General features: G+C 61.2%; 22 protein-coding genes. 14 read left to right on the top strand and 8 right to left on the bottom strand.

Features of this window, described 5'->3' with window-relative positions; genetic code table 11:
- Nucleotides 1-10: 10 nt before the first annotated feature.
- The 3 genes from MKK04_RS22140 to yaaA all read right to left on the bottom strand — a co-directional run bounded on the left by MKK04_RS22140 (nucleotide 11) and on the right by yaaA (nucleotide 4,529).
- Nucleotides 11-1,492: a glycosyltransferase family 2 protein gene (locus MKK04_RS22140; protein ID WP_207836306.1), complete on the bottom strand. Its 1,482-nt coding sequence runs from the start codon at nucleotides 1,490-1,492 to the stop codon at nucleotides 11-13.
- Nucleotides 1,493-1,565: 73 nt separating this feature from the next.
- Nucleotides 1,566-2,882, bottom strand: coding sequence for a nucleotide sugar dehydrogenase (locus MKK04_RS22135; protein ID WP_063913336.1), 1,317 nt, complete (start codon nucleotides 2,880-2,882; stop codon nucleotides 1,566-1,568).
- A gap of 867 nt (nucleotides 2,883-3,749) precedes the next feature.
- Nucleotides 3,750-4,529, bottom strand: a complete 780-nt coding sequence (gene yaaA / locus MKK04_RS22130; RefSeq protein WP_061552453.1) for a peroxide stress protein YaaA — start codon at nucleotides 4,527-4,529, stop codon at nucleotides 3,750-3,752.
- A 137-nt stretch (nucleotides 4,530-4,666) separates the two neighbouring features.
- Here yaaA and MKK04_RS22125 point away from each other — a divergent pair, with 137 nt between their 5' ends.
- The 5 genes from MKK04_RS22125 (at nucleotide 4,667) to moaE (ending at nucleotide 8,852) form a co-directional block, all read left to right on the top strand.
- Complete coding sequence (locus MKK04_RS22125) at nucleotides 4,667-5,794, top strand: polysaccharide deacetylase family protein (protein ID WP_233694127.1); 1,128 nt, start codon at nucleotides 4,667-4,669, stop codon at nucleotides 5,792-5,794.
- Nucleotides 5,795-6,156: 362 nt separating this feature from the next.
- Nucleotides 6,157-7,551, top strand: coding sequence for a PhoH family protein (locus tag MKK04_RS22120; RefSeq protein ID WP_013974146.1), 1,395 nt, complete (start codon nucleotides 6,157-6,159; stop codon nucleotides 7,549-7,551).
- A 136-nt stretch (nucleotides 7,552-7,687) separates the two neighbouring features.
- Nucleotides 7,688-8,158, top strand: a complete 471-nt coding sequence (gene moaC, locus MKK04_RS22115) for a cyclic pyranopterin monophosphate synthase MoaC (RefSeq protein WP_003251775.1) — start codon at nucleotides 7,688-7,690, stop codon at nucleotides 8,156-8,158.
- On the top strand, nucleotides 8,158-8,403 hold the full coding sequence (gene moaD / locus MKK04_RS22110; protein ID WP_207836551.1) for a molybdopterin converting factor subunit 1: 246 nt from the start codon (nucleotides 8,158-8,160) through the stop codon (nucleotides 8,401-8,403). The genes moaC and moaD overlap by 1 nt, the downstream gene beginning before the upstream one ends.
- Nucleotides 8,404-8,405: 2 nt before the next feature.
- Complete coding sequence (moaE, locus tag MKK04_RS22105) at nucleotides 8,406-8,852, top strand: molybdopterin synthase catalytic subunit MoaE (RefSeq protein ID WP_025340575.1); 447 nt, start codon at nucleotides 8,406-8,408, stop codon at nucleotides 8,850-8,852.
- A 131-nt stretch (nucleotides 8,853-8,983) separates the two neighbouring features.
- Here moaE and rhlB read toward each other — a convergent pair whose 3' ends face one another.
- On the bottom strand, nucleotides 8,984-10,447 hold the full coding sequence (rhlB, locus tag MKK04_RS22100; protein ID WP_207836302.1) for an ATP-dependent RNA helicase RhlB: 1,464 nt from the start codon (nucleotides 10,445-10,447) through the stop codon (nucleotides 8,984-8,986).
- 101 nt (nucleotides 10,448-10,548) lie between these two features.
- On the bottom strand, nucleotides 10,549-11,205 hold the full coding sequence (locus tag MKK04_RS22095) for an alpha/beta hydrolase (RefSeq protein ID WP_233687060.1): 657 nt from the start codon (nucleotides 11,203-11,205) through the stop codon (nucleotides 10,549-10,551).
- Nucleotides 11,206-11,537: 332 nt separating this feature from the next.
- Here MKK04_RS22095 and MKK04_RS22090 point away from each other — a divergent pair, with 332 nt between their 5' ends.
- The 4 genes from MKK04_RS22090 (at nucleotide 11,538) to MKK04_RS22075 (ending at nucleotide 15,695) form a co-directional block, all read left to right on the top strand.
- The gene (locus MKK04_RS22090) at nucleotides 11,538-12,566 is read left to right on the top strand and encodes an amino acid ABC transporter substrate-binding protein (protein WP_013974141.1); all 1,029 of its coding nucleotides are present in this window, start codon (nucleotides 11,538-11,540) and stop codon (nucleotides 12,564-12,566) included.
- Nucleotides 12,567-12,633: 67 nt separating this feature from the next.
- Entirely contained in the window at nucleotides 12,634-13,812 is a 1,179-nt protein-coding gene (locus tag MKK04_RS22085; RefSeq protein ID WP_207834461.1) for an amino acid ABC transporter permease, read from the top strand.
- Nucleotides 13,813-13,822: 10 nt separating this feature from the next.
- Complete coding sequence (locus tag MKK04_RS22080) at nucleotides 13,823-14,920, top strand: amino acid ABC transporter permease (RefSeq protein ID WP_207834463.1); 1,098 nt, start codon at nucleotides 13,823-13,825, stop codon at nucleotides 14,918-14,920.
- Nucleotides 14,921-14,930: 10 nt separating this feature from the next.
- Nucleotides 14,931-15,695: an amino acid ABC transporter ATP-binding protein gene (locus MKK04_RS22075; RefSeq protein ID WP_003251792.1), complete on the top strand. Its 765-nt coding sequence runs from the start codon at nucleotides 14,931-14,933 to the stop codon at nucleotides 15,693-15,695.
- 172 nt (nucleotides 15,696-15,867) lie between these two features.
- Here MKK04_RS22075 and algW read toward each other — a convergent pair whose 3' ends face one another.
- A complete protein-coding gene (gene algW / locus MKK04_RS22070; protein ID WP_207834471.1) occupies nucleotides 15,868-17,031 on the bottom strand; it encodes a Do family serine endopeptidase AlgW in 1,164 nt (387 codons plus the stop codon).
- Nucleotides 17,032-17,198: 167 nt separating this feature from the next.
- On the opposite strand from algW, the gene MKK04_RS22065 reads away from it, so the two are divergent.
- The 4 genes from MKK04_RS22065 to MKK04_RS22050 all read left to right on the top strand — a co-directional run bounded on the left by MKK04_RS22065 (nucleotide 17,199) and on the right by MKK04_RS22050 (nucleotide 22,242).
- Nucleotides 17,199-17,957 carry a Nif3-like dinuclear metal center hexameric protein gene (locus MKK04_RS22065; RefSeq protein WP_063913327.1) on the top strand — a complete coding sequence of 253 codons (759 nt, stop codon included), beginning with the start codon at nucleotides 17,199-17,201 and terminating at the stop codon, nucleotides 17,955-17,957.
- A 237-nt stretch (nucleotides 17,958-18,194) separates the two neighbouring features.
- On the top strand, nucleotides 18,195-19,112 hold the full coding sequence (gene cysD / locus MKK04_RS22060) for a sulfate adenylyltransferase subunit CysD (protein ID WP_013974136.1): 918 nt from the start codon (nucleotides 18,195-18,197) through the stop codon (nucleotides 19,110-19,112).
- 15 nt (nucleotides 19,113-19,127) lie between these two features.
- Nucleotides 19,128-21,029, top strand: a complete 1,902-nt coding sequence (gene cysN / locus MKK04_RS22055) for a sulfate adenylyltransferase subunit CysN (protein ID WP_241105982.1) — start codon at nucleotides 19,128-19,130, stop codon at nucleotides 21,027-21,029.
- Nucleotides 21,030-21,717: 688 nt separating this feature from the next.
- The gene (locus tag MKK04_RS22050; protein WP_241105981.1) at nucleotides 21,718-22,242 is read left to right on the top strand and encodes a hypothetical protein; all 525 of its coding nucleotides are present in this window, start codon (nucleotides 21,718-21,720) and stop codon (nucleotides 22,240-22,242) included.
- Between the two features lie 96 nt (nucleotides 22,243-22,338).
- Here MKK04_RS22050 and MKK04_RS22045 read toward each other — a convergent pair whose 3' ends face one another.
- Complete coding sequence (locus MKK04_RS22045; protein WP_241105980.1) at nucleotides 22,339-22,818, bottom strand: Lrp/AsnC family transcriptional regulator; 480 nt, start codon at nucleotides 22,816-22,818, stop codon at nucleotides 22,339-22,341.
- Nucleotides 22,819-22,945: 127 nt separating this feature from the next.
- Here MKK04_RS22045 and MKK04_RS22040 point away from each other — a divergent pair, with 127 nt between their 5' ends.
- Nucleotides 22,946-24,142, top strand: a complete 1,197-nt coding sequence (locus MKK04_RS22040; protein WP_207834484.1) for a methionine gamma-lyase — start codon at nucleotides 22,946-22,948, stop codon at nucleotides 24,140-24,142.
- A 198-nt stretch (nucleotides 24,143-24,340) separates the two neighbouring features.
- Here MKK04_RS22040 and MKK04_RS22035 read toward each other — a convergent pair whose 3' ends face one another.
- Nucleotides 24,341-24,766, bottom strand: coding sequence for a hypothetical protein (locus MKK04_RS22035; RefSeq protein WP_241105979.1), 426 nt, complete (start codon nucleotides 24,764-24,766; stop codon nucleotides 24,341-24,343).
- Between the last annotated feature and the right edge of the window lie 70 nt (nucleotides 24,767-24,836).

Genomic DNA, 24,836 nt, shown 5'->3' with positions numbered 1-24,836 from the left:
CGGGTTGGGCTCACACGACCATGAACAGCACAGCGACGAAGATGCTGGCAGCCGAGAAGGTCATGGTCCGCGAGGACCAGGTGTTGAACCATTGTTGAAAGCTGGCGAGGTCACGCTTGAGGGCAGTGGGCTGACGCGTCCAGGACTGCTTGTCGAGGCGGAAGAACACGTAGATCTTCATCAGCGCGCCGATGATCTGGTTGTAATAGAGAATCAGCGGGTAGGCCGGGCCTACGTTGTGGCCGGAGCACAGCAGCATGATGGTGAGGATCAGGCGGGTGATGCCGATCCACAGCAGGTACACCAGCAGGAAGCCCAGGCCGAACTTGAGGCTGGCGATCACCGCCACGGTCAGGCCCAGCAGGCTGGTCCACATCGACACGCGCTGGTCGAACAGGACGATGCTGGTGAACAGCCCCAGGCGGCGCAGGCCCAGGCCAAGCGCGCGGGAGTTCTGCCGCAGGTTGTTGCCGTACCAGCGGTACATCAGCTTGCGGCTGGCCTTGAGGAAGCTCTTCTCCGGCGGGTGCTCGACCGTGTTGATGGCGGCGTCCGGCACGTAGAAAGTGTCGTAGCCCAGGCGCATCAGGCTGAACCAGCTGGACTTGTCGTCACCGGTAAGGAACTTGAAGCGGCCCAGGCGCCAGTGCATCAGCGAGTCGCTTTCGACGTCGGCGATGAACTCGGGGTTGGTCACCACGCTGGCGCGGAACATCGACATGCGCCCGGTCATGGTCAGCACGCGCTTGGACAGGGCCATCGAGCACATGTTGATGTGGCGCTGGGCGAAGCGCAGCTTGTGCCACTCGCTCATGATGTAGCCGCCACGCACTTCGCAGAACTCGTTGGTGGTCAGGCCGCCGACGTTGGGGAACAGCTTGAACCACGGCACGGTCTTGCGTACCACGCCATCGCCCAGCACGGTGTCGCCGTCGATCACCGCCACCACGGCGTTGTCGTCCGGCAGCATGCGCGAGATGGCACGGAAGCCGTAGGCCAGGCCGTCACGCTTGCCGGTACCGGCGATGCGCACGATGTCCAGCTTCACGTGGGCTGGCGGGTTGTATTTGGCCCACAGGCTTTTCACCAGCAGTTCGTCCGACATTTCCACCAGCGAGCAGACCACGGTGGTGGGGAAGCCACAGTTGATCGCTTCGCGGATCACCGAGCTGTACACCTGGGCGGTGGTGAGTGCTTCGATGCGGAAGCTGGTCACCATCAGGTACACGTGGGACGGGTCGGTGTCCTTGCCCATCTTCTGCACCTTGCGGCGCAGGTACGGATACACGCCGTAGAGGAAGATCATGCCGCGGATGAAATGGGTGGCGCCCATGGAATAGCGCCAGATGCCGACTGCGCCGACCAGGAAGATGAAGTGCTTCGACTGCGAGTCGAAGATATCGGCTGGCAGGGCCAGGGCGATCAGCATGAGCAGACTCATGTAGAGCAGCCAACCGGCGCACTGCAACAGCACTGTCTGGAGCCTTTGCATGTTCAGCATCCGTCGAGAATTCGGGAAAAGGTGGGCAGCGGGGGTGGGGAGGCCCCCGCTGCCCGGCCAGCACTTACCAGCAGATGCCTTCGGTGCGGCTGGTGGCGCAGGTCGGTTTGCTCATGAAGCCGACCAGGTCGATCACGTGCTTGCCGGCCGGTGCTTGCTGGGCCAGTGCACGGAACTGCTCGTCACGGTTGCCCAGGACGATGATGTCGGCGTTGTCGATCACCTTCTGGAAGTCGGCGTTGAGCAGCGACGACACGTGCGGGATCTTCGATTCGATGTAGTCCTTGTTGGCGCCGTGGACGCGGGCGTACTGGACGTTCTCGTCGTAGATGTCCAGCTGGTAGCCCTTGCCGATCAGGCGCTCGGCCAGTTCCACCAGCGGGCTTTCACGCAGGTCGTCGGTGCCGGCCTTGAAGCTCAGGCCGAGCAGGGCGACCTTGCGCTTGTCGTGGGCTTCGATCAGCTCGAAGGCGTTCTGCACCTGCGACTCGTTGCTGCGCATCAGCGAGTCGAGCAGCGGTGCGCGTACATCGAGGCTGGCGGCACGATAGGTGAGGGCGCGCACGTCCTTGGGCAGGCACGAGCCGCCGAAGGCGAAGCCAGGGCGCATGTAGTACTGGGACAGGTTCAGCACTTTGTCCTGGCAGACCACGTCCATCACCTCACGGCCATCCACGCCTACGGCTTTGGCGATGTTGCCGATCTCGTTGGCGAAGGTGACCTTGGTGGCGTGCCATACGTTGCAGGTGTACTTGATCATCTCGGCCACTTCGATCGGCTTGCGGATGATCGGTGCGTCGAGCTCTTCGTACAGGGCCTGCAGGATGTCGCCGCTGGCGCTGTCCAGTTCGCCGATGACGGTCATCGGTGGCTGGTCGTAGTCCTTGATCGCGGTGCTTTCACGCAGGAATTCCGGGTTGACCGCGACACCGAAGTCGACGCCGGCTTTCTTGCCCGAGCAGTCTTCGAGGATCGGGATCACCACGTTCTTCACGGTGCCTGGCAGCACGGTGCTGCGTACCACGATGGTGTGACGGCGCTCGCTATCGCGCAGTACGTAGCCGATTTCGCGGCACACCGACTCGATGTATTCCAGGCCCAGGTCGCCGTTCTTCTTGCTTGGGGTACCCACGCAGATCATCGATACGTCGCTGGCACGGATGGCTTCGGCGAAATCGGTAGTACCGCGCAGGCGGCCGTTGGCGATGCCCTGTTGCAGCAGTGCTTCCAGGCCAGGTTCGACGATGGGGGACTTGCCCTGATTGATCAGGTCGATCTTGGTGCTGGACACGTCCACACCGATCACTTCATGGCCTCGCGCCGTCAGGCAGCCTGCACAGACTGCACCCACATAACCCAAACCAAAGATGCTGATACGCATCGCTATCACCTCATGTGTTTATCACGCCGGCCTCTCCGGGAAGAGCCGGGCTGGGTTGATTAACAACAGTTTTCGGGCGCACGGATCCATGGCGAAATGCACACTTCGCCGAGCGCAGGCAAAATAAATCCGGAGCGCAAAAAGTTATGCACTCAAATGTGGCAGTAAAAAGCCATTAATTAAAAAACGTGCCCTGGAATGCAGCCGTCTTTATTGCAATGCGCTACATGGCGCGTTGCTGTGCTTGTTTTTTCAAGTGGAAAAATCCTTTGAAATCAACCACTAGGACGATATGTAAGGGACGCGTCTCTCCTGCGTGGACAGGGTTTTCAGGGGGTGCCTGTCATACCTGTCGAAGTTGTTGGGGCTGGTAGTGGATACCTGCCGTTGTCACTTGTAAGTCATCTCTCACAGCCCGGGGGCAGGAAAATCGTTACGGCACTATGAGCGATTCGTCGTAGCAGAAGTTCCGGAGTGGGTTCGGCGCGGATGAAAGATTTCTAAATATTTTTTCAGTGGCGGACAATTTCAATCTGATAGCACACGGGTGTTTTACCCCGATATATAAAGGGCGAAACTGTTGCGAGATATTTTTATGCCAGCATCGAAAAATATTTTGAAAAATTCGTCAAAAAAGCTACGAACGGTCTTATGGCGTTTGGCTATAAGTAGGGTGGTGGCGATTTATTGACGCCAGGTTTATGACGTAATGGCGATATGAAGTGCGCCCTGTTGCGGGGCAGGAGAGGTGCGTAATGGCTGCTGGCCTCTTCGCGGCTAAAGCCGCTCCCACAGGTTTTGCACTGGTCTTGAGTTCAGTGGGGGGGCTGTGGGAGCGGCTTCAGCCGCGAAGAGGGCGTGACAGGATCACTCGGAAGGATGATCGCGCAGGAACACCAGGTGGTCAGGCTTCGACTGCTCGGCACTGTAGTAGTACCCCTGCACATCGAACTGCTTGAGCTGCTCCGGGTCACTGATGCGCTGCTGGATGACGAAGCGGCTCATCATGCCGCGGGCTTTCTTGGCGTAGAAGCTGATGATCTTGTACTGGCCGTTCTTCAGGTCCTTGAAGTCGACGTTGATCACCCGGGCCTTGAGCGCACTGCGTTTCACCGCACTGAAATACTCGTTGCTGGCCAGGTTCAGCAGCACGTCATCGCCCTGTTCGGCCAGGGCCTGGTTCAGCCATTCGCTGATGCGTGTGCCCCAGAAGGCGTACAGGTCCTTGCCGCGGGCGTTGGCCAGCTTGGTGCCCATTTCCAGGCGGTAGGGTTGCATCAGGTCGAGCGGGCGCAGCAGGCCGTACAGGCCCGAAAGCATGCGCAGGTGCTGCTGGGCGTAGCTGAAGTCATCCTCGCCCAGGCTCTCGGCGTCGAGGCCGGTGTACACGTCACCCTTGAACGCCAGCAGCGCCTGCTTGGCATTGGCCGGGGTGAAGTCCGGGGTCCAGCTGCCGAAGCGCGCGGCATTCAGGCCGGCGAGCTTGTCGGACAGGTGCATCAGTTCGCTGATCTGCGCCGGCGACAGGTCGCGCAGTTGCTGGATCAGTTCCTGGGAGTCGTCCAGGTACTGGGGCAGGGTGAAACGCTCGGTCACCGGCGGGGTGTCGTAATCGAGGGTCTTGGCGGGGGAAATCACCGTCAGCATCGGGTCGGCTCCTGGCATCGTTGACCGTGGATTCTACGGGCTGGGCGGTGCAAGTCCAAACTATGGCGACGATAGTCACAGACCATGGCCGGTGCAGGCGCTATAGTGCGCGTTTTGCCGTTGCGGAGCCTTCAACCGTGCGCATTGCCTCTGCCTTGCTGGCCGCTCTGCTGAGCCTGGCCGTGCAAGCTGCCCCGTTACCCCAGGCGAGCCTGGACCGCAGCCTGTGGCCCGAACAGCTGGACAGCCCGGCGCTGTTCGATGTGGCCTCGCGCGCCGAAATCCTCTCGTTCGCCCAGGTGCTGCACGAAAGCGAGCAGTTGGACGACGCAGCGCTGGCGGCACGCTTGGGGCTGCGGCAGATCAACCTGCAGAAGGTGCGCCTGGTGCGGGCGCGCATGTGGCAGCGGTTGTGGGAAGGTTATCAACAGGCGCAGCGCAGTTGCGAGCAGGATGCGTCGTTCTGTTACCCGGTAACGTCGATGGCGGAGTTGCGTGCTCAAGCGGCGACGTTCGCTGCCGATGTCGGCACGTTCTACACCGGCTGGGTCGAGCCGAGTCACCAGTTCCATGTGCGCTACCTGGACGAGCAACTGCGCAAGGCTGCGTTGCTGCCACAGACCAGTAGCGAGCTGGAGCGGCTGTCCTCGCGCGAGCGCAACGGGGATGAACTGAACGACCGCATGTTCCTGCTGACCTTCGTCGGCGGGCCCGGGCCGGAGGGCGGCAGCACCGACCTGCTGGCTGATTACCTGCGCCGGCAAAAGCTTGAAGGCACGTTCTTCGTGCTCGGCAACCGCCTGCAGCAACGCCGCGACGCCGGGGTGGCGAATGCCTTGCGTCAGCTCTATGGCGGGCAGTGCGTGGGGATACAGGGTTGGGAGTACCGCTCCCATGCGCTGTGGAATGGTTGGCAGGACTCGTTGCGGCGTAGCCAGGCGCGGGTGCAGGCAGACCTGCCGGAGCAGTATGTGCCGTTGTTCCGGCCACCTTACGGGCAGCGTCGGGCCGATGGCGAGGCATTCATGGCCAGCCAGCAGTTGCGGGTGTCATTGTGGGACATCGATGCCCAGGATGATGGCGCACTGAGCGCCGAGGCCTCGGCGCAGCGGGTGCTGACCTTGATGCTGCTGTGGCGCAAAGGGGTGATCCAGTTCCATGACAGCCTGCCCAAGGCGCAGCCGGCGGTGGAGTGGTTGTTGCGCAATACCGCGCAGAGCGGGATTGGTTGGGAGGACTGTCAGGCGTATGCCTGGCGGGAGTAGGGGGCCGCTTTGCGGCCCATCGCCGGCACGCCAGCTTCCACAGGTACCGTGCATGGGCTGCTGGCGATGGCCTCGGCAAGGCCAGCCTGAATTTTTACTGTAGTCCTCACGCGCCCCCTCGCCAACCCCTGTTCGTCATTTGGAAAAATAAACTTCACCTACACGTAAAAAGACTTTTTTTAGTCATCATTTTTGCGGTATGAAGAAACCAGACAGCCGATTCCTGCAGCACAGGTGGCGTCATCCAGGCCCACCTAGCCAGGTTCGCTTCCCGCCCGTAACAACGCGGATACGGGGACAGCGGCAGTCACTCTGCGGCGTAACAGACCACGCCGTGTGGCTTCGACATAAGGTGACCGAGTATGGATGACCAAGGACGCAACCCTTCCTCCAGCAAGCCTATCCTGTATGTGCTCGATACCAACGTCCTGATTCACGACCCTAACGCGTTACTGAACTTCGAGGAGCACCATGTCGCCATCCCGATGACGGTGCTGGAGGAACTCGACAAGCTCAAGACCGGCAAACAGACCATCGCCGCCGAATGCCGCCAGGCCATTCGCCTGATCGACCAGACCCTGGGTGACGCCTCGCCCAGCGATGTCGAGCAGGGCGTTCCGATCCAGCGTGGCAAGAGCGGGCCCAAGGGCTTCCTGTCCATCCTGATGACCCCGCGCAACGAGCCGAACAAGCTGCTGCCGGAAAACCTCAACGACAACATCATCATCAACCAGTTGCTCGAAGTACGGGCCCGGCGCACCGACCTGGACGTTGTGCTGGTCACCAAAGACATCAACATGCGCCTGAAGGCACGTGCCTGTGGCATCGCGGCCGAGGACTACAGCACCGACCAGCTGGTCGATGACGTGTCCTTGCTGTCCAAGGGCTACCATTCGGTCACCGGCTCGTTCTGGGACCGGGTGAGCAAGGTCGATACCCGCCAGGAGCGTGGCCGTACCTGGCACCGCGTGCAATTGATCGACAACCTGCCGGCGGTGCATGTCAACGAGTTCATCATCGATGAACAGGGCTTCGTCGGCTGGATCAAGGGTATCCGCAACGATGAGTTGCTGTTGCTCGACCTGCACCAGGAACCGCTACTGCACCAGGAAGCCTGGGGCCTGAAGCCGCGGGACATCCATCAGAGCCTGGCGCTGTTCGCCCTGCTCGACCCGGATATCCACCTGGTCAACCTGACCGGCGCCGCCGGTTCCGGCAAGACCATCCTGGCCCTGGCCGCGGCCATCGAGCAGACCATGGTCAGCAAGCGCTACCGGCGCATCATCGCCACCCGCAGTGTGCAGGGGCTGGACCAGGAGATCGGCTTCCTGCCGGGCACCGAGGCCGAGAAGATGGAGCCCTGGCTGGGCGCCATCACCGACAACCTCGAAGCCTTGCACATGGATGACGAAAGCACCCATGGCAGCGTCGAGTACATCCTCGAACGCGTGCCGTTGCAGTTCAAGTCGCTGAACTACATCCGTGGCCGTAGCTTCCAGCAGAGCCTGATCCTGATCGACGAGTGCCAGAACCTGACACCGCACCAGATGAAAACCATCATCACCCGTGCCGGCTCCGGCTCCAAGGTGGTCTGCCTGGGTAACCTGGCGCAGATCGACACCCCCTACCTGTCCGCGACCAGCTCGGGCCTGACCTACCTGACCGAGCGCTTCAAGGACTTCCCCCATGGCGTGCACATCACCCTGCAGGGCGTGCCACGCTCGGTGCTGGCCGAGTACGCCGAGTCGCATCTGTAACCCTCTGCGCCGGGCGGTTCGCCGCCCGGCCTCTTCGCGGGCACGCCCGCGAAGAGCCCGTACCGGTTGACGCATCCCTCTGCTCAAACCTGACTCACAGGTTTACACTGCGAGTTCCCTTCACAGGAGCAGAGCAGTGCTGACACATCTTGATTCCCAGGGGCGGGCCAACATGGTCGACGTCACTGAAAAGGCCGTGACCGAGCGCGAGGCCACCGCCGAGGCGCGGGTGCGCATGTTGCCGCAGACCTTGCAGATGATTGTCGACGGTGAACACCCCAAGGGCGACGTGTTCGCCGTGGCGCGCATCGCCGGGATCCAGGCGGCCAAGAAGACCAGCGACCTGATCCCGCTGTGCCACCCGCTGATGCTGACCAGCGTCAAGGTCGAGCTCAGTGCCGAGGGGCAGGACGCCGTGCGCATCGTCGCCCGCTGCAAGCTGGCCGGGCAGACTGGCGTGGAGATGGAGGCGCTGACCGCCGCCAGCGTGGCCGCGCTGACGATCTACGACATGTGCAAGGCTGTGGATAAAGGTATGGTCATCGAGCAGGTGCGCCTGCTGGAAAAACTTGGCGGCAAGAGCGGCCACTACAAGGTGGAGGCGTGATGAAGGTCAAGGTGATGTACTTCGCCCGTTACCGCGAACTGTTGGGCGTGGATGCCGAGCGGGTGGAGGGCGTGTTCAAGGTGCTCGATGATGTGCGCCAGGCTTTGGTGGCCAAGGGCGGGCAGTACGAAGTGCTGGCCGAGCAGAACCTGATGTGTGCGCGCAACGAAGAGCTGTGCAAGCTCGATGAGCCGCTGGCAGAGGGCGATGAAGTGGCGTTCTTCCCGCCGGTGACCGGAGGCTGAACATGGCTGTGCGAGTACAGGAAGGCGCGTTCGACCCGGGGGCCGAGACCAATGCCATGCATGCGGCCAATGTCGGCGTAGGTGCGGTGGTCGGTTTTGTCGGTTATGTGCGGGACTTCAACGATGGCCGCGAAGTGGCGGGGATGTTCCTTGAGCACTATCCGGGCATGACCGAAAAGGCGCTGGCCAAGATCGTGGTCGAGGCCGAGCAGCGCTGGCCGTTGCTCAAGGTGGAGGTGCTGCACCGCATCGGTGCGCTGGAACCGGGCGAGCCGATCGTGTTCGTCGGCGTGGCCAGTGCCCATCGGCAGGCGGCGTTCGATGCCTGCAACTTCATCATGGACTACCTGAAGACCCGGGCGCCGTTCTGGAAGAAGGAAAATACTCAGGAAGGGGCAAGGTGGGTGGAAGGGAAGCAGAGTGACCAGGATGCCGCTGGGCGCTGGTAGATCCTTGTTTGATGGCCGGGGCGTAGCCCCGGTTCGACGGGTAAACCCGCTCCCACAGGTACTGCACAGGTTTCGAAAGCTGTGGAGTACCTCTGTGGGAGCGGGTTTACCCGCGAAGAGGCCGGCACAGGTCAATGGTGCTTGCGCGGCACCGGCTTCAGCAGCTCATCCGGCGGCATTTCACACTTGATCTTGCGCCCCAGCAGCTCTTCGATCGCCGGCAGCTGGTAGGAGTCATCCTCGCCGGCAAAGCTGATCGACACGCCACTGGTCCCCGCACGGCCGGTCCGGCCAATGCGGTGCACATAGTCGTCCGGGTCTTCCGGCAGGGTGAAGTTGATCACGTGGCTGATGCCATCGATGTGAATACCACGCCCTGCCACGTCGGTGGCCACCAGCACGGTGATTCGCCCTTCGCGGAAGTTTTCCAGGGTACGGATACGCTTGTGCTGCGGCACGTCGCCCGACAACTGCGCGGCATTGATGCCGTCGCGCACCAGTTTTTCCTCGATGCGCCGCACTTCGTCCTTGCGGTTGGCGAATACCATCACCCGTTCCCACTTGTTCTGGGTCACCAGGTTGTACAGCAGCTTGTACTTGTCGCTGCCGGCCACCGCATACACGTGCTGCTCCACCGTTTCGCTGGCCACGTTTTCCGGCTCGATCTCGACGATGGCCGGGTTGGTGGTCCACTGCTTGGCCAGGTTCATCACGTCGTCGGTGAAGGTGGCGGAGAACAGCAGGGTCTGGCGCTCGCTTTTCGGCGGCGTCTGGCGAATGATCTGGCGTACCTGGGGGATGAAGCCCATGTCGAGCATGCGGTCGGCTTCGTCCAGCACCATTACCTCGACCATGTCCAGGTGCACCTCACCGCGCTGGTTGAAGTCCAGCAGGCGGCCCGGGGTGGCCACCAGGATGTCGCAGTGGCGCGCTTCCAGGGCCTTGAGCTGCTTGTCGAAGTCCATGCCGCCGACAAAGCTCATCACGTTCAGGCCGGTGTACTTGGTCAGGGCGATGGCGTCCTTGGCGATCTGCACCACCAGCTCGCGGGTGGGCGCGATGATCAGCGCGCGTGGCTCGCCCATGTAGCGTTCCTTCGGCGGCGGCGTCTGCTGCAGCTGGGAAATGATCGAGATCAGGAACGCCGCCGTCTTGCCGGTACCGGTCTGGGCCCGGCCGATGGCGTCCTGGCCACGCAGGGTGTAACCCAGCACCTGTGCCTGGATCGGTGTGCAGTACGGGAAGCCCAGGTCGTGGATGGCGTGCATCAGCTCGTTGGACAGCTTGAAGTCGTGGAAGCGGGTCTTGCCTTCTTGCGGCTCGACCACGAAGTCTTCGGGTTTCCACAGGCTGGCCTGCGGCTTGGGCTTGCGCTCGCGACGCGGTTTGTCCTTGGCCGGCTTGTCGGTGGCTGGCGTAACGGCGGCAGGCTGTTCAGCCTCGGCAGTGCGGTTGGCGCGCGGGGTGGCCGGCTTTGCTGCGGGCCGGGCCTCGCTGGCTGGCGCGGGCACAGGCGGGGTCACGCTGGCAGCAGGAGCGACGGCCTGTGGCGCGGCGTCTCCCTTGCCGAATATTTTCTTGAGTGCCTTGAGCACGATCGTCTCATCAACTGGTTAAGGAATGTACGCCGGGCAGTGTAATGCAAGATTCAGGCGCGGCGTAGCGGAATAGCCTCACAACTACAGGCTGCCTTGGCTTATTGCAATTGCTGGCCCAGCCAGTCGTGGATGTCGTTCAGCTCTTCCACCGCCACTTCATGTTCCATCGGGTATTCGTGCCAGCGGGCGGCGACGCCCCAGGTATTCAGGTACTCGAAGGCGGTGCGGCCCATGGACGGGATCACCACCGGGTCGTGCACGCCGTGCAGGCACAGGGCCGGGGTGCGTTGCTGGCAGGCGCTCAACTGATGCTGGTCGTTGAAGGTGGGGGCGTAGGTGGACAGGGCGATCACGCCACCCAGCGCTTCTTGCCACTTTATATAGGCAGTGTGCAGCACCACCGCACCGCCTTGGGAGAAACCGGCCAGGAAGATCCGCGACAGGCTGATGCCCTTGGCCTGCTCGGCCTTGATCAGGGCAATGAGCTGTTCGGCCGATTCTTCCAGCTGTGCTTCGTCGATGGCGCGGGCCGGGGTCATGGCCTTGATGTCATACCAGCTGGGCATGGCATAGCCGCCGTTGATGGTTACCGGGCGGGTGGGTGCCTGGGGCATGACGAAACGGGTGCTGAGCAGGCGTTCCTGCATGAATTCGGCCACTGGTAGGAAGTCGTAACGGTCGGCACCCAGACCGTGCAACCAGATCACACAGGCGTCTGCGGTTTTCTGCGGTTCGAGAATCAACGGGTTGGTCATGACTGCTCCGAAAGTGTGCGGGTCTTGTTATGGCGTGCGTGAAAAGAAGGCGCTGGAAATGATTGTCTGAAAAAGAATGTCGCAACGATACAACTTTCCCTACTTGACGAGCGCTTAAACGCTACAGCCAGAAATTTTGGTACGCGCTTTGCAATTCAACCTGTGATGCAAAGGGCAGGCCGTGACGGTAACACCCTTAGCACGCGAAGGCTGTCACAGAACAGTCCATTGCGCCATTTGACCCAATAACAAGCCAATACGGGTCGGACACGCCTCAAAAGGGTGCGGTGCAATTCCGGCTCGATACAACAAGAGCGATTTGGAGGTTGTGAATGAAGATGTTGAAAACCACCCTGGCAGTCCTGACCGCTGCCGCCGCGCTGGGCGCCGTGAGCAACGCCCAGGCCGGCGCCACCCTCGATGCGGTAAAGAAGAAGGGCTTCGTCCAGTGTGGCGTGAGCGACGGTCTTCCAGGCTTCTCGGTACCTGATGCGCAGGGCAAGATCGTTGGTATCGACGCCGACGTGTGCCGCGCCGTGGCCGCCGCCGTGTTCGGCGATGCCACCAAGGTCAAGTTCAGCCAGCTCAACGCCAAGGAACGCTTTACCGCCCTGCAGTCGGGCGAAGTCGACGTGCTGTCGCGCAACACCACCTGGACCAGCTCGCGTGATGCCGGCATGGGCCTGGTATTCGCCGGTGTTACCTACTACGACGGCGTTGGCTTCCTGGCCAACAAAAAGCTGGGTGTATCCAGTGCCAAGGAACTCGATGGCGCGACTATCTGCATCCAGGCCGGTACCACCACCGAGCTGAACGTATCGGACTACTTCCGCGCCAATGGCCTGAAGTACACCCCGATCACCTTCGACACCTCGGACGAAAGCGCCAAGTCGCTGGAGTCGGGCCGTTGCGACGTGCTGACCTCGGACAAGTCGCAGCTGTTCGCCCAGCGCTCCAAGCTGGCCGCGCCGACCGAGTACGTGGTACTGCCGGAAACCATCTCCAAGGAACCGCTGGGCCCGGTGGTGCGCAAGGGCGACGAAGAATGGTTCAGCATCGTCAAGTGGACCCTGTTCGCCATGCTCAACGCCGAAGAGGCGGGCATCACCTCGAAGAATGTCGAGGCCGAAGCCAAGAGCACCAAGAACCCGGACGTCGCCCGCCTGCTGGGCGCGGATGGTGAGTACGGCAAGGACCTCAAGCTGCCCAAGGACTGGGTAGTGCAAATCGTGAAGCAAGTCGGTAACTACGGCGAAGTGTTCGAGAAGAACCTGGGCCAGAGCACCGACCTGAAGATCGACCGTGGCATGAACGCCCTGTGGAACAACGGCGGCATCCAGTACGCGCCACCTGTGCGCTGATGGCTGCACCCTGCGGCGGCATCCCGCCGCCGCAGGCTGTTCGAATCCCTACTGTCCGGGGCACTTCATGCAAAATCAAATCGGCGCACCCAAGGGCTTGTCCCTTAACGATCCGCGTGTGCGCGCGTGGCTGTTCCAGATCCTCACGATCGTCTTCGTGGTCGGCCTGGGCTGGTACCTGTTCCACAACACGCAAACCAACCTGCAACACCGGGGTATCACCTCGGGCTTCGACTTTCTCGACCGCAGTGCCGGCTTCGGCATCGCCCAGCACCTGATTCCCTATGTGGAATCCGACAGCTATGCGCGGGTGTTCGTCATCGGCCTGCTCAACACCCTGCTGGTGACCTTCATCGGTGTGGTGCTGGCGACCATCCTCGGCTTCATCATCGGTGTGGCGCGGTTGTCGCCGAACTGGATGATCAACAAGCTGGCGACCGTGTATGTGGAGACCTTCCGCAACATCCCGCCGTTGTTGCAGATCCTGTTCTGGTACTTCGCCGTGTTCCTAACCCTGCCGGGACCGCGGGGCAGTATCAATATCGACGACACCTTCTTCATCAGCAACCGTGGCCTTAACATGCCCGGCGCGTCCATGGCCGAAGGCTTCTGGCCGTTCGTCGTGGCCCTGGTCCTGGCGCTGCTGGCCATCGTGGTAATGGTGCGCTTTGCCAACAAGCGCTTCGACGAGACCGGTGTACCGTTCCACAAGTTCTGGGTGGGGCTGGCGCTGTTCATCGCCATTCCGGGCGTTTGCGTACTGCTGTTCGGCAGCCCGGTGCACTGGGAAGTGCCGCAATTGAAAGGATTCAACTTCGTCGGCGGGTGGGTGCTGATCCCCGAGCTGCTGGCGTTGACCCTGGCGTTGACCATCTATACCGCAGCGTTCATCGCCGAAATCGTGCGCTCCGGTATCCGTTCGGTCAGCCATGGCCAGACCGAGGCCGCGCGCTCGCTGGGCCTGCGCGAGGGCCCGACCCTGCGCAAGGTGATCATCCCCCAGGCACTGCGGGTGATCATTCCGCCGCTGACCAGCCAGTACCTGAACCTGGCGAAGAACTCGTCGCTGGCGGCCGGTATCGGCTACCCGGAGATGGTTTCGCTGTTCGCCGGTACCGTGCTCAACCAGACCGGCCAGGCCATCGAGGTGATCGCCATCACCATGAGTGTCTATCTCGCCATCAGCATCAGCATTTCGCTGCTGATGAACTGGTACAACAAGCGCATTGCGCTGATCGAGCGGTGAGGATACGCCCGTGAATGCCCATGTTTTCAAACCCGATATGCCGCCACCGGTGAAAACCGTCGGCGTGCTCGCATGGATGCGTGCCAATCTGTTCTCCAGCTGGCTCAACACGCTGCTGACCCTGTTCGCCATCTATCTGGTGTGGCTGATCGTGCCGCCGTTGCTGCAGTGGGCGTTGCTTGACGCCAACTGGGTCGGCACCACCCGTGCCGACTGCACCAAGGAGGGCGCCTGCTGGGTGTTCGTGCAGCAGCGCTTCGGCCAGTTCATGTACGGCTACTACCCGGCCGAGCTGCGCTGGCGCGTGGACCTGACCGTGTGGCTTGCCGTGCTCGGCACCGCGCCACTGTTCATCAAGCGTTTCCCGCGCAAGGCCTTCTATGGCCTGGGCTTCCTGGTGCTGTACCCCGTGCTGGCCTACACCCTGCTGCACGGGGGCGTCCTGGGCCTGGAAAACGTAGCGACCAGCCAGTGGGGCGGGCTGATGCTGACCCTGGTGATCGCCACCGTGGGCATCGTCGGCGCCTTGCCGCTGGGCATCCTGCTGGCCCTGGGGCGGCGTTCGAAGATGCCGGCGGTGAAGGTGGTGTGCGTGACCTTCATCGAGTTCTGGCGCGGCGTGCCGTTGATCACGGTGCTGTTCATGTCGTCGGTGATGCTGCCTTTGTTCCTGCCCGAGGGCATGAGCTTCGACAAGCTGCTGCGGGCGATGATCGGCGTGATCCTGTTCCAGTCGGCGTACATCGCCGAGGTGGTGCGGGGCGGCCTGCAGGCCATCCCCAAGGGCCAGTACGAAGCCGCCGCGGCCATGGGCCTGGGTTACTGGCGGGCGATGGGCCTGGTGATTCTGCCGCAGGCGCTCAAGCTGGTGATCCCTGGCATCGTCAACACCTTCATTGCCCTGTTCAAGGACACCAGCCTGGTGATCATCATCGGCCTGTTCGACCTGCTGAACAGCGTCAAGCAAGCTGCCGCCGACCCGGCCTGGCTGGGCATGGCTACCGAGGGCTACGTGTTCGCCGCCCTGGTGTTCTGGATTTTCTGTTTCGGTATGTCCCGCTACTCCATGCATCTGGAGCGCAAGCTGGACACTGGCCACAAGCGTTAGGAGTTTCGAAATGAGTGAAGCGATCAAGCAGCCTGCCGGCCCCGAAGGCATCATCCAGATGCAGGGCGTGAACAAGTGGTACGGCCAGTTCCATGTGCTCAAGGACATCAACCTGAACGTGCGCCAGGGCGAGCGCATCGTGCTGTGCGGGCCGTCCGGCTCGGGCAAGTCCACCACTATCCGTTGCCTCAACCGCCTGGAAGAGCACCAGCAGGGGCGCATTGTGGTCGATGGCGTGGAGCTGACCAACGATCTCAAGCAGATCGAGGCGATCCGCCGTGAGGTGGGCATGGTGTTCCAGCATTTCAACCTGTTCCCGCACCTGAGCATCCTGGAGAACTGCACCCTGGCACCGATGTGGGTGCGCAAGATGCCCCGGCGCAAGGCCGAGGAAATCGCCATGCATTACCTGGAGCGGGTGCGTATTCCGGAGCAGGCGCACAAGTACCCTGGGCAGTTGTCCGGTGGCCAGCAGCAGCGTGTGGCGATTGCCCGTGCGTTGTGCATGAAGCCGAAGATCATGCTGTTCGACGAACCGACCTCGGCGCTGGACCCGGAAATGGTCAAGGAAGTGCTCGATACCATGGTGGGCCTGGCCGAAGATGGCATGACCATGCTTTGCGTGACCCACGAGATGGGCTTTGCCCGGACCGTGGCGAACCGGGTGATCTTCATGGACAAGGGCGAGATCGTCGAGCAGGCGGCGCCGGATGACTTCTTCGACCGGCCGCGCAGTGACCGGACCAAGTTGTTCCTGAGCCAGATCCTGCATTGATGCAAGAGGGGCCGCTGACGCGGTCCACTGTGGGAGCGGCCTTGCGTCGCGAAAGGGCCGCAAAGCGGCCCCAGGCATTTATGCTGCGAAGCTGAAATCCTGGGGCCGCTTTGCGCCCCATCGCGACGCAAGGCCGCTCCCACAGGTTTGCGAAACAGCCAGGATTGCAGCGTTACTTCTCTTCTTCTTTGGCGACTGCCGGCGCCGGTGGCGGCCGCAGCCCCACCTCGGCGATCAGCTTCAACTGCTGCCCATTGCGCATCACCTCGATGGTGATCTTCTCGTTGGGCTTGATCCGCGCCACCTGGTTCATCGATTTGCGCCCGTCGCCGGCTGGCTCGCCGTTGATGCTCAGGATCACGTCACCCAGCTGCAGCCCGGCCTTCGCCGCCGGCCCCTCGCGGAAGATTCCCGCCACCACGATGCCCGGGCGGTCCTTCATGCCGAACGACTCGGCCAGTTCCTGGCTCAGCGGCTGTACCTCGATGCCCAGCCAGCCACGGATGACCTGGCCGTGCTCGACGATCGACTTCATCACCTCCAGCGCCAGTTTTACCGGGATGGCAAAACCGATGCCCTGCGAACCACCGGATTTGGAGAAGATCGCGGTGTTGATGCCGATCAGGTTGCCGTTGGCATCCACCAGCGCACCCCCGGAGTTGCCCGGGTTGATCGCCGCGTCGGTCTGGATGAAGTCTTCGTAGTTGTTCAGGCCCAGCTGGTTGCGGCCGGTGGCGCTGATGATGCCCATGGTCACGGTCTGGCCGACGCCGAACGGGTTGCCGATGGCCAGCGACACGTCGCCGATGTGAATGTTGTCGGAGCGGCCGATGGTGATCGCTGGCAGGCTCTTCAGGTCGATCTTCAGCACCGCCAGGTCGGTTTCCGGGTCGCTACCAATCACCCGGGCCAAGGTTTCGCGGCCATCCTTCAGGGCGACGACGATCTGGTCGGCGCCACTGGTGACGTGGTTGTTGGTCAGCAGGTAGCCCTCGGGGCTCATGATCACCGCCGAGCCCAGGCTCGATTCCCAGCGGCGCTGCTTGGGCAGGTTGTCACCGAAGAAACGGCGGAACTGCGGGTCTTCGAACAGCGGGTGGGCGCTCTTGTTCACCACCTTGGTGGTGTACAGGTTGACCACCGCCGGGGCGGCCAGGGTCACGGCATCGGCGTAGGACACCGGGCCTTGCATGATCCGCGAGGTCTGCGGTGCCTGCTGCAGGTTGACGTCCTGGCTGGGCAGGCCGACCCATTCCGGGAAGCGCTGGATGATCAGCATGGCGATCAGTAGGCCGGTAAGCAGGGGCCAGCCAAAGTAACGCAAAGCCTTGAACATGAATGAATCCTGGAAAGAGCGGGTACGGTGGCCGCGCGGTGGGGCATGAGCGCGCGCGATCATACACCGGTTCCCCCAGTGCCGGCGACGGCTCATAATGGCCGGCATTATACGGGCGTTGCATGGGCGTTGTGCCCGAGAAAAACGCAGATTTCGAGGAGATTTTCATGGCTGTCGCTCTGAACACCCTGGTCGAGGAAGCCGAGCGTTACCTGGGCAGCGCGAAGATCCAGGATTATTGCCCCAACGGTTTGCAGGTAGAAGGCCGGCCGCAGGTCAGCCGCATCGTCAGCGGTGTTACCGCCAGCCAGGCGTTGCTGGATGCGGCGGTCGAGGCCCAGGCCGACCTGGTGCTGGTGCACCATGGCTACTTCTGGAAGGGTGAGAACCCGTGCGTCACCGGTATCCGGCAGCGCCGGCTGAAGACCCTGTTGAACAACGACATCAGTCTGCTGGCCTTCCACCTGCCGCTGGACGTGCACCCGGATGTGGGCAACAACGTGCAACTGGCGCGGCAGCTGGACATCACCGTCGAAGGGCCGCTGGACCCGGAAAACCCCAAGGTGGTCGGGCTGGTCGGCTCGCTGGCCGAGCCAGTGACCGCGCGCGACTTTGCCCGGCGGGTGCGAGAGGTGCTGGGGCGTGAGCCGTTGCTGGTCGAAGGCGAGCAGATGATCAGTCGGGTCGGCTGGTGCACCGGGGGCGGGCAGGGCTACATCGACACGGCGATCGCGGCCGGGGTAGACCTGTACCTGACGGGCGAGGCGTCGGAGCAGACCTATCATAGTGCCCGCGAGAATGGTGTCAGCTTCATTGCCGCCGGGCACCATGCCACCGAGCGCTATGGGGTGCAGGCGCTGGGTGATTACCTGGCGCGGCGGTTTGCCGTGGAGCACCTGTTCATCGATTGCCCGAACCCGATCTGACATCGGCGTCGCCTTCTTCGCGGGTGCGCCCGCTCCCACAAGTACGCGCTGCACCTGTGGGAGCGGGCGTGCCCGCGAAAGGCCGCAGAGCGGCCCAATTCCAGCCCAAACCCCCAGTCATATCGTTAGACTTTTTCGATCTAGCCGGCCTCCTAAATAGAAGCAGCCGCTGTGATAAAGTGGCTCGCTCGAACACGGCCCGCAGGCCGTCCATAAGATCGTTTTTCGTGAGTAGCCATGGTCGACAAACTGACGCACTTGAAACAGCTGGAGGCGGAGAGCATCCACATCATCCGCGAGGTGGCCGCCGAGTTCGACAACCCGGTGATGCTGTACTCGATCGGCAAGGATTCCGCCGTGATGCTGCACCTGGCGCGCAAGGCCTTCTTCCCGGGCAAGCTGCCGTTCCCGGTGATGCACGTCGACACCCAGTGGAAATTCCAGGAGATGTACAGCTTCCGCGACAAGATGGTCGAGGAAATGGGCCTGGAGCTGATCACCCACGTCAACCCCGAGGGTGTGGCGCAGGGCATCAACCCGTTCACCCATGGCAGCTCCAAGCACACCGACATCATGAAGACCCAGGGCCTGAAGCAGGCGCTGGACAAGCATGGTTTCGACGCCGCCTTCGGTGGCGCGCGCCGCGACGAAGAGAAGTCGCGGGCCAAGGAGCGCGTGTACTCGTTCCGTGACAGCAAGCACCGCTGGGACCCGAAGAACCAGCGCCCGGAACTGTGGAACGTGTACAACGGCAAGGTCAACAAGGGCGAGTCGATCCGTGTCTTCCCGCTGTCGAACTGGACCGAGCTGGACATCTGGCAGTACATCTACCTCGAAGGTATCCCGATCGTGCCGCTGTACTTCGCCGCCGAGCGTGAGGTCATCGAGAAGAACGGCACCCTGATCATGATCGACGACGAGCGCATCCTCGAACATCTCACCGATGAAGAGAAAGCGCGCATCGTCAAGAAGAAGGTGCGTTTCCGTACCCTCGGCTGCTACCCGCTGACGGGCGCTGTCGAGTCGGAAGCCGAGACCCTGACGGACATCATTCAGGAAATGCTCCTGACTCGTACGTCCGAACGCCAGGGCCGTGTCATCGACCACGATGGCGCCGGTTCCATGGAAGACAAGAAACGCCAAGGCTACTTCTAATTTCAGGGTTACTCCATGTCGCACCAATCTGATCTGATCAGCGAGGACATCCTCGCCTACCTGGCCCAGCACGAGCGCAAGGAACTGCTGCGCTTCCTGACCTGCGGCAACGTCGACGACGGCAAGAGCACCCTGATCGGGCGTCTGCTGCACGACTCGAAGATGATCTACGAGGACCACCTCGAGGCCATCACCCGTGATTCGAAGAAAGTCGGCACCACCGGCGAGGAAGTCGACCTGGCACTGCTGGTCGACGGCCTGCAGGCCGAGCGCGAGCAGGGCATCACCATTGATGTCGCCTACCGCTACTTCTCCACCGCCAAGCGCAAGTTCATCATTGCCGATACCCCGGGCCATGAGCAGTACACCCGCAACATGGCCACCGGCGCGTCCACCTGCGACCTGGCGATCATCCTGGTCGACGCCCGCTACGGCGTGCAGACCCAGACCCGCCGCCACAGCTACATTGCCTCGTTGCTGGGCATCAAGCACATCGTGGTCGCGGTCAACAAGATGGACCTCAAAGGCTTCGATCAGGACGTCTTCGAGTCGATCAAGGCCGACTACCTGAAGTTCGCCGACGCCATCAACCTGACCCCGAGCAGCCTGCACTTCGTGCCGATGTCGGCGCTCAAGGGTGACAACGTGGTCAACCCCAGCGAGCGTTCGCCGTGGTACGCCGGCCCGACGCTGATGGAAATCCTCGAAACCGTCGAAGTGTCGGCCGACCGTAACTTCACCGACCTGCGCTTCCCGGTGCAGTACGTCAACCGCCCCAACCTGAACTTCCGTGGCTTCGCCGGTACCATTGCCAGCGGCGTGGTGCACAAGGGTGACGAAATCGTCGTGCTGCCGTCGGGCAAGAGCAGCCGCGTCAAGTCCATCGTCACCTACGAAGGTGAGCTGGAAAACGCAGGCCCTGGCCAGGCCGTGACCCTGACCATGGAAGACGAGATCGACATCTCCCGTGGCGACCTGCTGGTGCATGCCGACAACGTCCCGCCGGTCACCGACCAGTTTGACGCCATGCTGGTGTGGATGGCCGAGGAGCCGATGCTCCCGGGCAAGAAATACGACATCAAGCGCGCTACCAGCTACGTGCCGGGCTCGATTGCCAGCATCACCCACAAGGTCGATGTGAACACCCTGGAGCAGGGCGCTGCCAGCGCACTGCAACTGAACGAGATCGGCCGCGTCAAGGTGTCCCTGGACGCCTCGATCGCCCTGGACGGTTACGACAGCAACCGCACCACCGGTGCGTTCATCGTCATCGACCGCCTGACCAACGGTACCGTCGGCGCGGGCATGATCATCGCCCCGCCAGTGTTGCCGCACGGCAGCACCGGTCATCATGGCAAGCTGTGCCATGTGGCCACCGAAGAGCGCGCCCTGCGCTTCGGCCAGCAGCCAGCCACCGTGCTGTTCAGCGGCCTGTCCGGCGCAGGCAAGAGCACCCTGGCCTACGCCGTGGAGCGCAAGCTGTTCGACATGGGCCGAGCGGTGTACGTGCTCGACGGCCAGAACCTGCGCCACGACCTGAACAAGGGCCTGCCGCAGGACCGCGCCGGCCGTACCGAGAACTGGCGCCGCGCCGCCCATGTGGCGCGCCAGTTCAACGAAGCCGGTCTGCTGACCCTGGCCGCGTTCGTGGCTCCGGATGCCGAGGGCCGTGAGCAGGCCAAGGCGCTGATCGGCAAGGAACGCCTGCTGACCGTTTACGTCCAGGCCTCGCCGCTGGCCTGCCGCGAGCGTGACCCGCAAGGCCTGTACGCTGCCGGTGGCGACAACATCCCGGGCGAAAGCTTCCCGTACGATGTGCCGCTGGACGCCGACCTGGTGATCGATACCCAGTCCACCAGTGTGGACGAGGGCGTCAAACAGGTGCTGGACCTGCTGCGTCAGCGTGGCGCGATCTAAGCACTGGCTTGCAAGAAAAACCCCGCTTCGGCGGGGTTTTTTGTTTTTGCCCGACTTGCGTGCGCGGCCCCTTGTAGGAGCGGCCTTGTGTCGCGATGGGCTGCGCAGCAGCCCCAGCATAGCCACGATCCGTACAGACTTCATATGAGTAACCGCGCAAAGCGTGAGGCTGTCGCTGGCAGGTCCGTTTCGTTTGAACGGTTGAAGTGACTTGCGCAGCGTCACTTCACGGGTGTTTTTATCAGTCGGAAGTGCTCTTGGTAGTCTTTCATCCGTTCGCACCCCTGTTTGTAGGGGTCCATATCACAGCTGAATTTTTCATGCTCACGGTCAGGAAGTATTAGGGGGCGCTCACCGCTGCACCCTGATAACAGCAGGACACTGAGTAATGTCAGATGTTTCATGGATATGATCTCCTGGTGATGACTGAAACCTGCTTTTGTCGCAAGTCAAGGTTGGTGTTTTTAAAGATTGCAATCGTATTGGTGCTGTTTTGCGTAGGTATTATCTCGCGCTCTGTAAGTTGAGTCTGCGGGAATTTATGTGGTCTTGATCTTCTTAGGCTGTAAGATTTTTTACTGGTTCCATCGGGGGGATTTCTGGCTGTTTATAAGGGGCGGTTCCGAGGAAAATGGGCTTGCAAGCTTAGGTAGACGGCTTGTTAACTTTCTTGAAATCGAGGTTTGTAATGGGGAAGAGTAAATATCGGAAGATTCAATACAAGCCGTTTCAGAATTCTGGAGGCGAATTGCTTCCTCCAAATGAGGCGATGCAGCCGGGACAATTCATCAGGTCCCGCAGCGGCAGGTTTCTGCTTCGTCTCCGGCACGATGGAAACCTGGTCCTAGAAGAGAATGGCTCCGTTATCTGGGTCGCAGACGAAAGGCAGGCATATAGTTATACGCTCCATACCAAGAAGCGTGAACCGCTGCAGTTCGTCGTCAGTAATTCTGGTTTTCTGTATGACCCGGCTCGCGAGCGACTGTGGGCCGCAGCGAGTACGGAAACACTTGATAGATCCTATTGGGAGAATAATTATCTCAACGTAACCGACACTGGCAATATCTTGATTTTTGATGGACGCAATGCAGAGGTTCGATGGGCGCGGTTTGGTTTCGTGCCGGGACGGATACCCGAAAAACCAAAAATTTACCCAGAGATATATCCGCCAATTCCACGTCCGTTGATTAGCATTCCTCATGATTTTCCATAGGGATTATCGTGCTCTTTGATTGTAGTAACGTTATAAGCTGCAAGCATGTCTTGCAGCTTATAATGTGTCCCTGGATAGGTGGGCTGAGTTTATCGCTCAGATGTGTCGTTCTGTTACCGGAATTACTCGTTTGCTTTTCACCTCTTTGTAGGAAAAGCTCGAGTAGATCTCCTTTACGCCTGGCAATCGCTGCAAAACCTCTCGCGCAAACTCCCCAAACGACTCCAGGTCCCGCGCCAGGATCTCCAGCAGAAAATCATACCTCCCGGAAATGTTGTGGCAGGCGACAATCTCGGGAATCTCCATCAACCGCTGCTCGAACGCCAGCGCCATGTCCTTGGTGTGCGAGTCCATCATGATGCTGACGAACGCGGTCACGCCAAACCCCAGCGACTTGGGCGAGAGGATGGCCTGGTAGCCGGTGATGTAGCCGTTGTCCTCCAACAGCTTGACCCGTCGCCAGCAGGGCGAGGTGGTCAGTGCCACCTTGTCGGCCAGTTCGGCAACGGTGAGGCGGGCGTTGTCCTGCAGGGCGGCGAGCAGGGCGCGGTCGGTGCGGTCGAGGCTTGAAGGCATGTTTTGCCCTCCTGATCCGGTAATTATTGTTTTTGTTCCAGCAAACACGCGGATGCGTGGGTAACTTTGGAAAAAATCGGGCAGCTCGGTGGCATAAGCTTATAACAAACCACAAGAGGCTGTTGCGATGCGCGACTCCCATAACAACACCGGTTTTTCCACACGGGCCATTCACCATGGCTACGACCCGCTTTCCCACGGCGGCGCCCTGGTGCCGCCGGTGTACCAGACCGCTACCTATGCCTTCCCCACCGTGGAATACGGCGCTGCGTGCTTCGCAGGGGAGGAGCCCGGCCATTTCTACAGCCGCATCTCCAACCCGACCCTGGCCCTGCTGGAACAGCGCATGGCCTCGCTGGAGGGCGGCGAGGCGGGGCTGGCATTGGCGTCGGGCATGGGGGCCATTACCTCGACGATCTGGACCCTGCTGCGGCCCGGTGACGAGCTGATCGTCGGGCGCACGCTGTATGGCTGCACCTTTGCCTTCCTGCACCATGGCATTGGCGAATTCGGCGTGAAAATCCGCCATGTCGACCTGAACGATGCCAAGGCCCTGAAGTCGGCGATCAACAGCAAAACACGAATGATCTACTTCGAAACGCCGGCCAACCCCAACATGCAACTGGTGGATATCGCCGCGGTGGCCGAGGCGGTGCGCGGGCATGATGTACATGTGGTGGTCGACAACACCTACTGCACGCCCTACCTGCAGCGGCCGCTGGAGCTGGGAGCGGACCTGGTGGTGCATTCGGCGACCAAGTACCTCAGTGGCCACGGTGATATCACTGCCGGCCTGGTGGTGGGACGCAAGGCGCTGATTGACCGTATCCGCCTGGAAGGGTTGAAGGATATGACCGGGGCGGTCCTGTCACCCCACGACGCAGCGCTGCTGATGCGCGGGATCAAGACCTTGGCCCTGCGCATGGACCGACATTGCGCCAATGCCCAGCAGGTGGCGGAGTTTCTGGCTCGGCAGCCGCAGGTGGAGCTGATTCACTACCCGGGGTTGCCGACGTTTGCCCAGTACGAGCTGGCGCAGCGGCAGATGCGTTTGCCGGGCGGGATGATCGCCTTCGAGCTCAAGGGCGGTATCGAGGCCGGGCGCAGGTTCATGAATGCCCTGCAACTGTTTGCCCGGGCGGTGAGCCTGGGCGATGCCGAGTCGCTGGCGCAGCACCCGGCGAGCATGACCCATTCCAGCTATACGCCGCAGGAGCGGGCGCATCACGGGATATCGGAGGGGCTGGTGCGCTTGTCGGTGGGGCTGGAGGATGTGGAGGACCTGCTGGCGGATGTCGAGCAGGCGCTGGACGCGTGTAGGTAAATTGCCGAAGCTCTCTCTTCGCGGCAAAAACCGTTACGGCATCACTGGATGCTGACATCAAGCTAGTTAGGTGGTGCAAAGCTGATGTCAATGGTGTGGTCGCCCGAAGAGAGAGCAAACAACGGCGTATCGTCAATGTCGTAGAGCATACGGTTCCTGATGATCAGGCCGCCACTGTTGCAGCCGAGAACCTGATAGTCAGGTCCGCTTCCTGGGTTTCTTTTGAAGAAAAATCGCAGTAGCAAGTGAGAATCCGGCTGATAGGAAATAAATAAGCGCAGTCATGTTCATCGATATTGTGTTGTCGGTGTAAGCGAAGGAAACAAAAATACCAAGAGTTGCTGTCGCGAAAGTTGGGATAAATTCAAGAAAAAGTCTGATGGCCTTGGGTAGTTTGCCAGTGAGCAGCTTGTTTGCTATCGTTCCTCCAAGCATGAAAAATACTGAAAATGTGGTAGAAATTATTAGCAGTACTATATACATCGATAACGCGGGTATGCCTGAAGTGTCATACGGGTCACCAGGGTTTTCGAGCGCAGCTTCCGAAGCGCTAAACAATAGTGCTGTTGCAATTACGTTCAAGGCTGAGGCCGTGGCTGTACAGAGCGTTTTCGAGATATTCATAATCCACCTTGAATTCAGTGGGCTAAGATAGTATAGAATAAAAGCCAATTCAATGGTGTCGCCCGTGCTG

Source organism: Pseudomonas sp. LS.1a (genome assembly GCF_022533585.1).
Classification (GTDB): domain Bacteria; phylum Pseudomonadota; class Gammaproteobacteria; order Pseudomonadales; family Pseudomonadaceae; genus Aquipseudomonas.
The sequence above is the reverse complement of the archived record's forward strand: the minus strand, read 5'-3'. Positions and strand labels throughout refer to the sequence as shown.

Bases quoted from the DNA above. Each gene is read 5' to 3' on its own strand.
- MKK04_RS22140 (WP_207836306.1), bottom strand. From the start codon at position 1,492: ATGCAAAGGCTCCAGACAGTGCTGTTGCAGTGCGCCGGTTGGCTGCTC.
- MKK04_RS22135 (WP_063913336.1), bottom strand. From the start codon at position 2,882: ATGCGTATCAGCATCTTTGGTTTGGGTTATGTGGGTGCAGTCTGTGCA.
- yaaA (WP_061552453.1), bottom strand. From the start codon at position 4,529: ATGCTGACGGTGATTTCCCCCGCCAAGACCCTCGATTACGACACCCCG.
- MKK04_RS22120 (WP_013974146.1), top strand. From the start codon at position 6,157: ATGGATGACCAAGGACGCAACCCTTCCTCCAGCAAGCCTATCCTGTAT.
- moaD (WP_207836551.1), top strand. From the start codon at position 8,158: ATGAAGGTCAAGGTGATGTACTTCGCCCGTTACCGCGAACTGTTGGGC.
- moaE (WP_025340575.1), top strand. From the start codon at position 8,406: ATGGCTGTGCGAGTACAGGAAGGCGCGTTCGACCCGGGGGCCGAGACC.
- MKK04_RS22095 (WP_233687060.1), bottom strand. From the start codon at position 11,205: ATGACCAACCCGTTGATTCTCGAACCGCAGAAAACCGCAGACGCCTGT.
- MKK04_RS22090 (WP_013974141.1), top strand. From the start codon at position 11,538: ATGAAGATGTTGAAAACCACCCTGGCAGTCCTGACCGCTGCCGCCGCG.
- MKK04_RS22085 (WP_207834461.1), top strand. From the start codon at position 12,634: ATGCAAAATCAAATCGGCGCACCCAAGGGCTTGTCCCTTAACGATCCG.
- MKK04_RS22075 (WP_003251792.1), top strand. From the start codon at position 14,931: ATGAGTGAAGCGATCAAGCAGCCTGCCGGCCCCGAAGGCATCATCCAG.
- algW (WP_207834471.1), bottom strand. From the start codon at position 17,031: ATGTTCAAGGCTTTGCGTTACTTTGGCTGGCCCCTGCTTACCGGCCTA.
- MKK04_RS22065 (WP_063913327.1), top strand. From the start codon at position 17,199: ATGGCTGTCGCTCTGAACACCCTGGTCGAGGAAGCCGAGCGTTACCTG.
- cysD (WP_013974136.1), top strand. From the start codon at position 18,195: ATGGTCGACAAACTGACGCACTTGAAACAGCTGGAGGCGGAGAGCATC.
- cysN (WP_241105982.1), top strand. From the start codon at position 19,128: ATGTCGCACCAATCTGATCTGATCAGCGAGGACATCCTCGCCTACCTG.
- MKK04_RS22050 (WP_241105981.1), top strand. From the start codon at position 21,718: ATGGGGAAGAGTAAATATCGGAAGATTCAATACAAGCCGTTTCAGAAT.
- MKK04_RS22045 (WP_241105980.1), bottom strand. From the start codon at position 22,818: ATGCCTTCAAGCCTCGACCGCACCGACCGCGCCCTGCTCGCCGCCCTG.
- MKK04_RS22040 (WP_207834484.1), top strand. From the start codon at position 22,946: ATGCGCGACTCCCATAACAACACCGGTTTTTCCACACGGGCCATTCAC.
- MKK04_RS22035 (WP_241105979.1), bottom strand. From the start codon at position 24,766: ATGAATATCTCGAAAACGCTCTGTACAGCCACGGCCTCAGCCTTGAAC.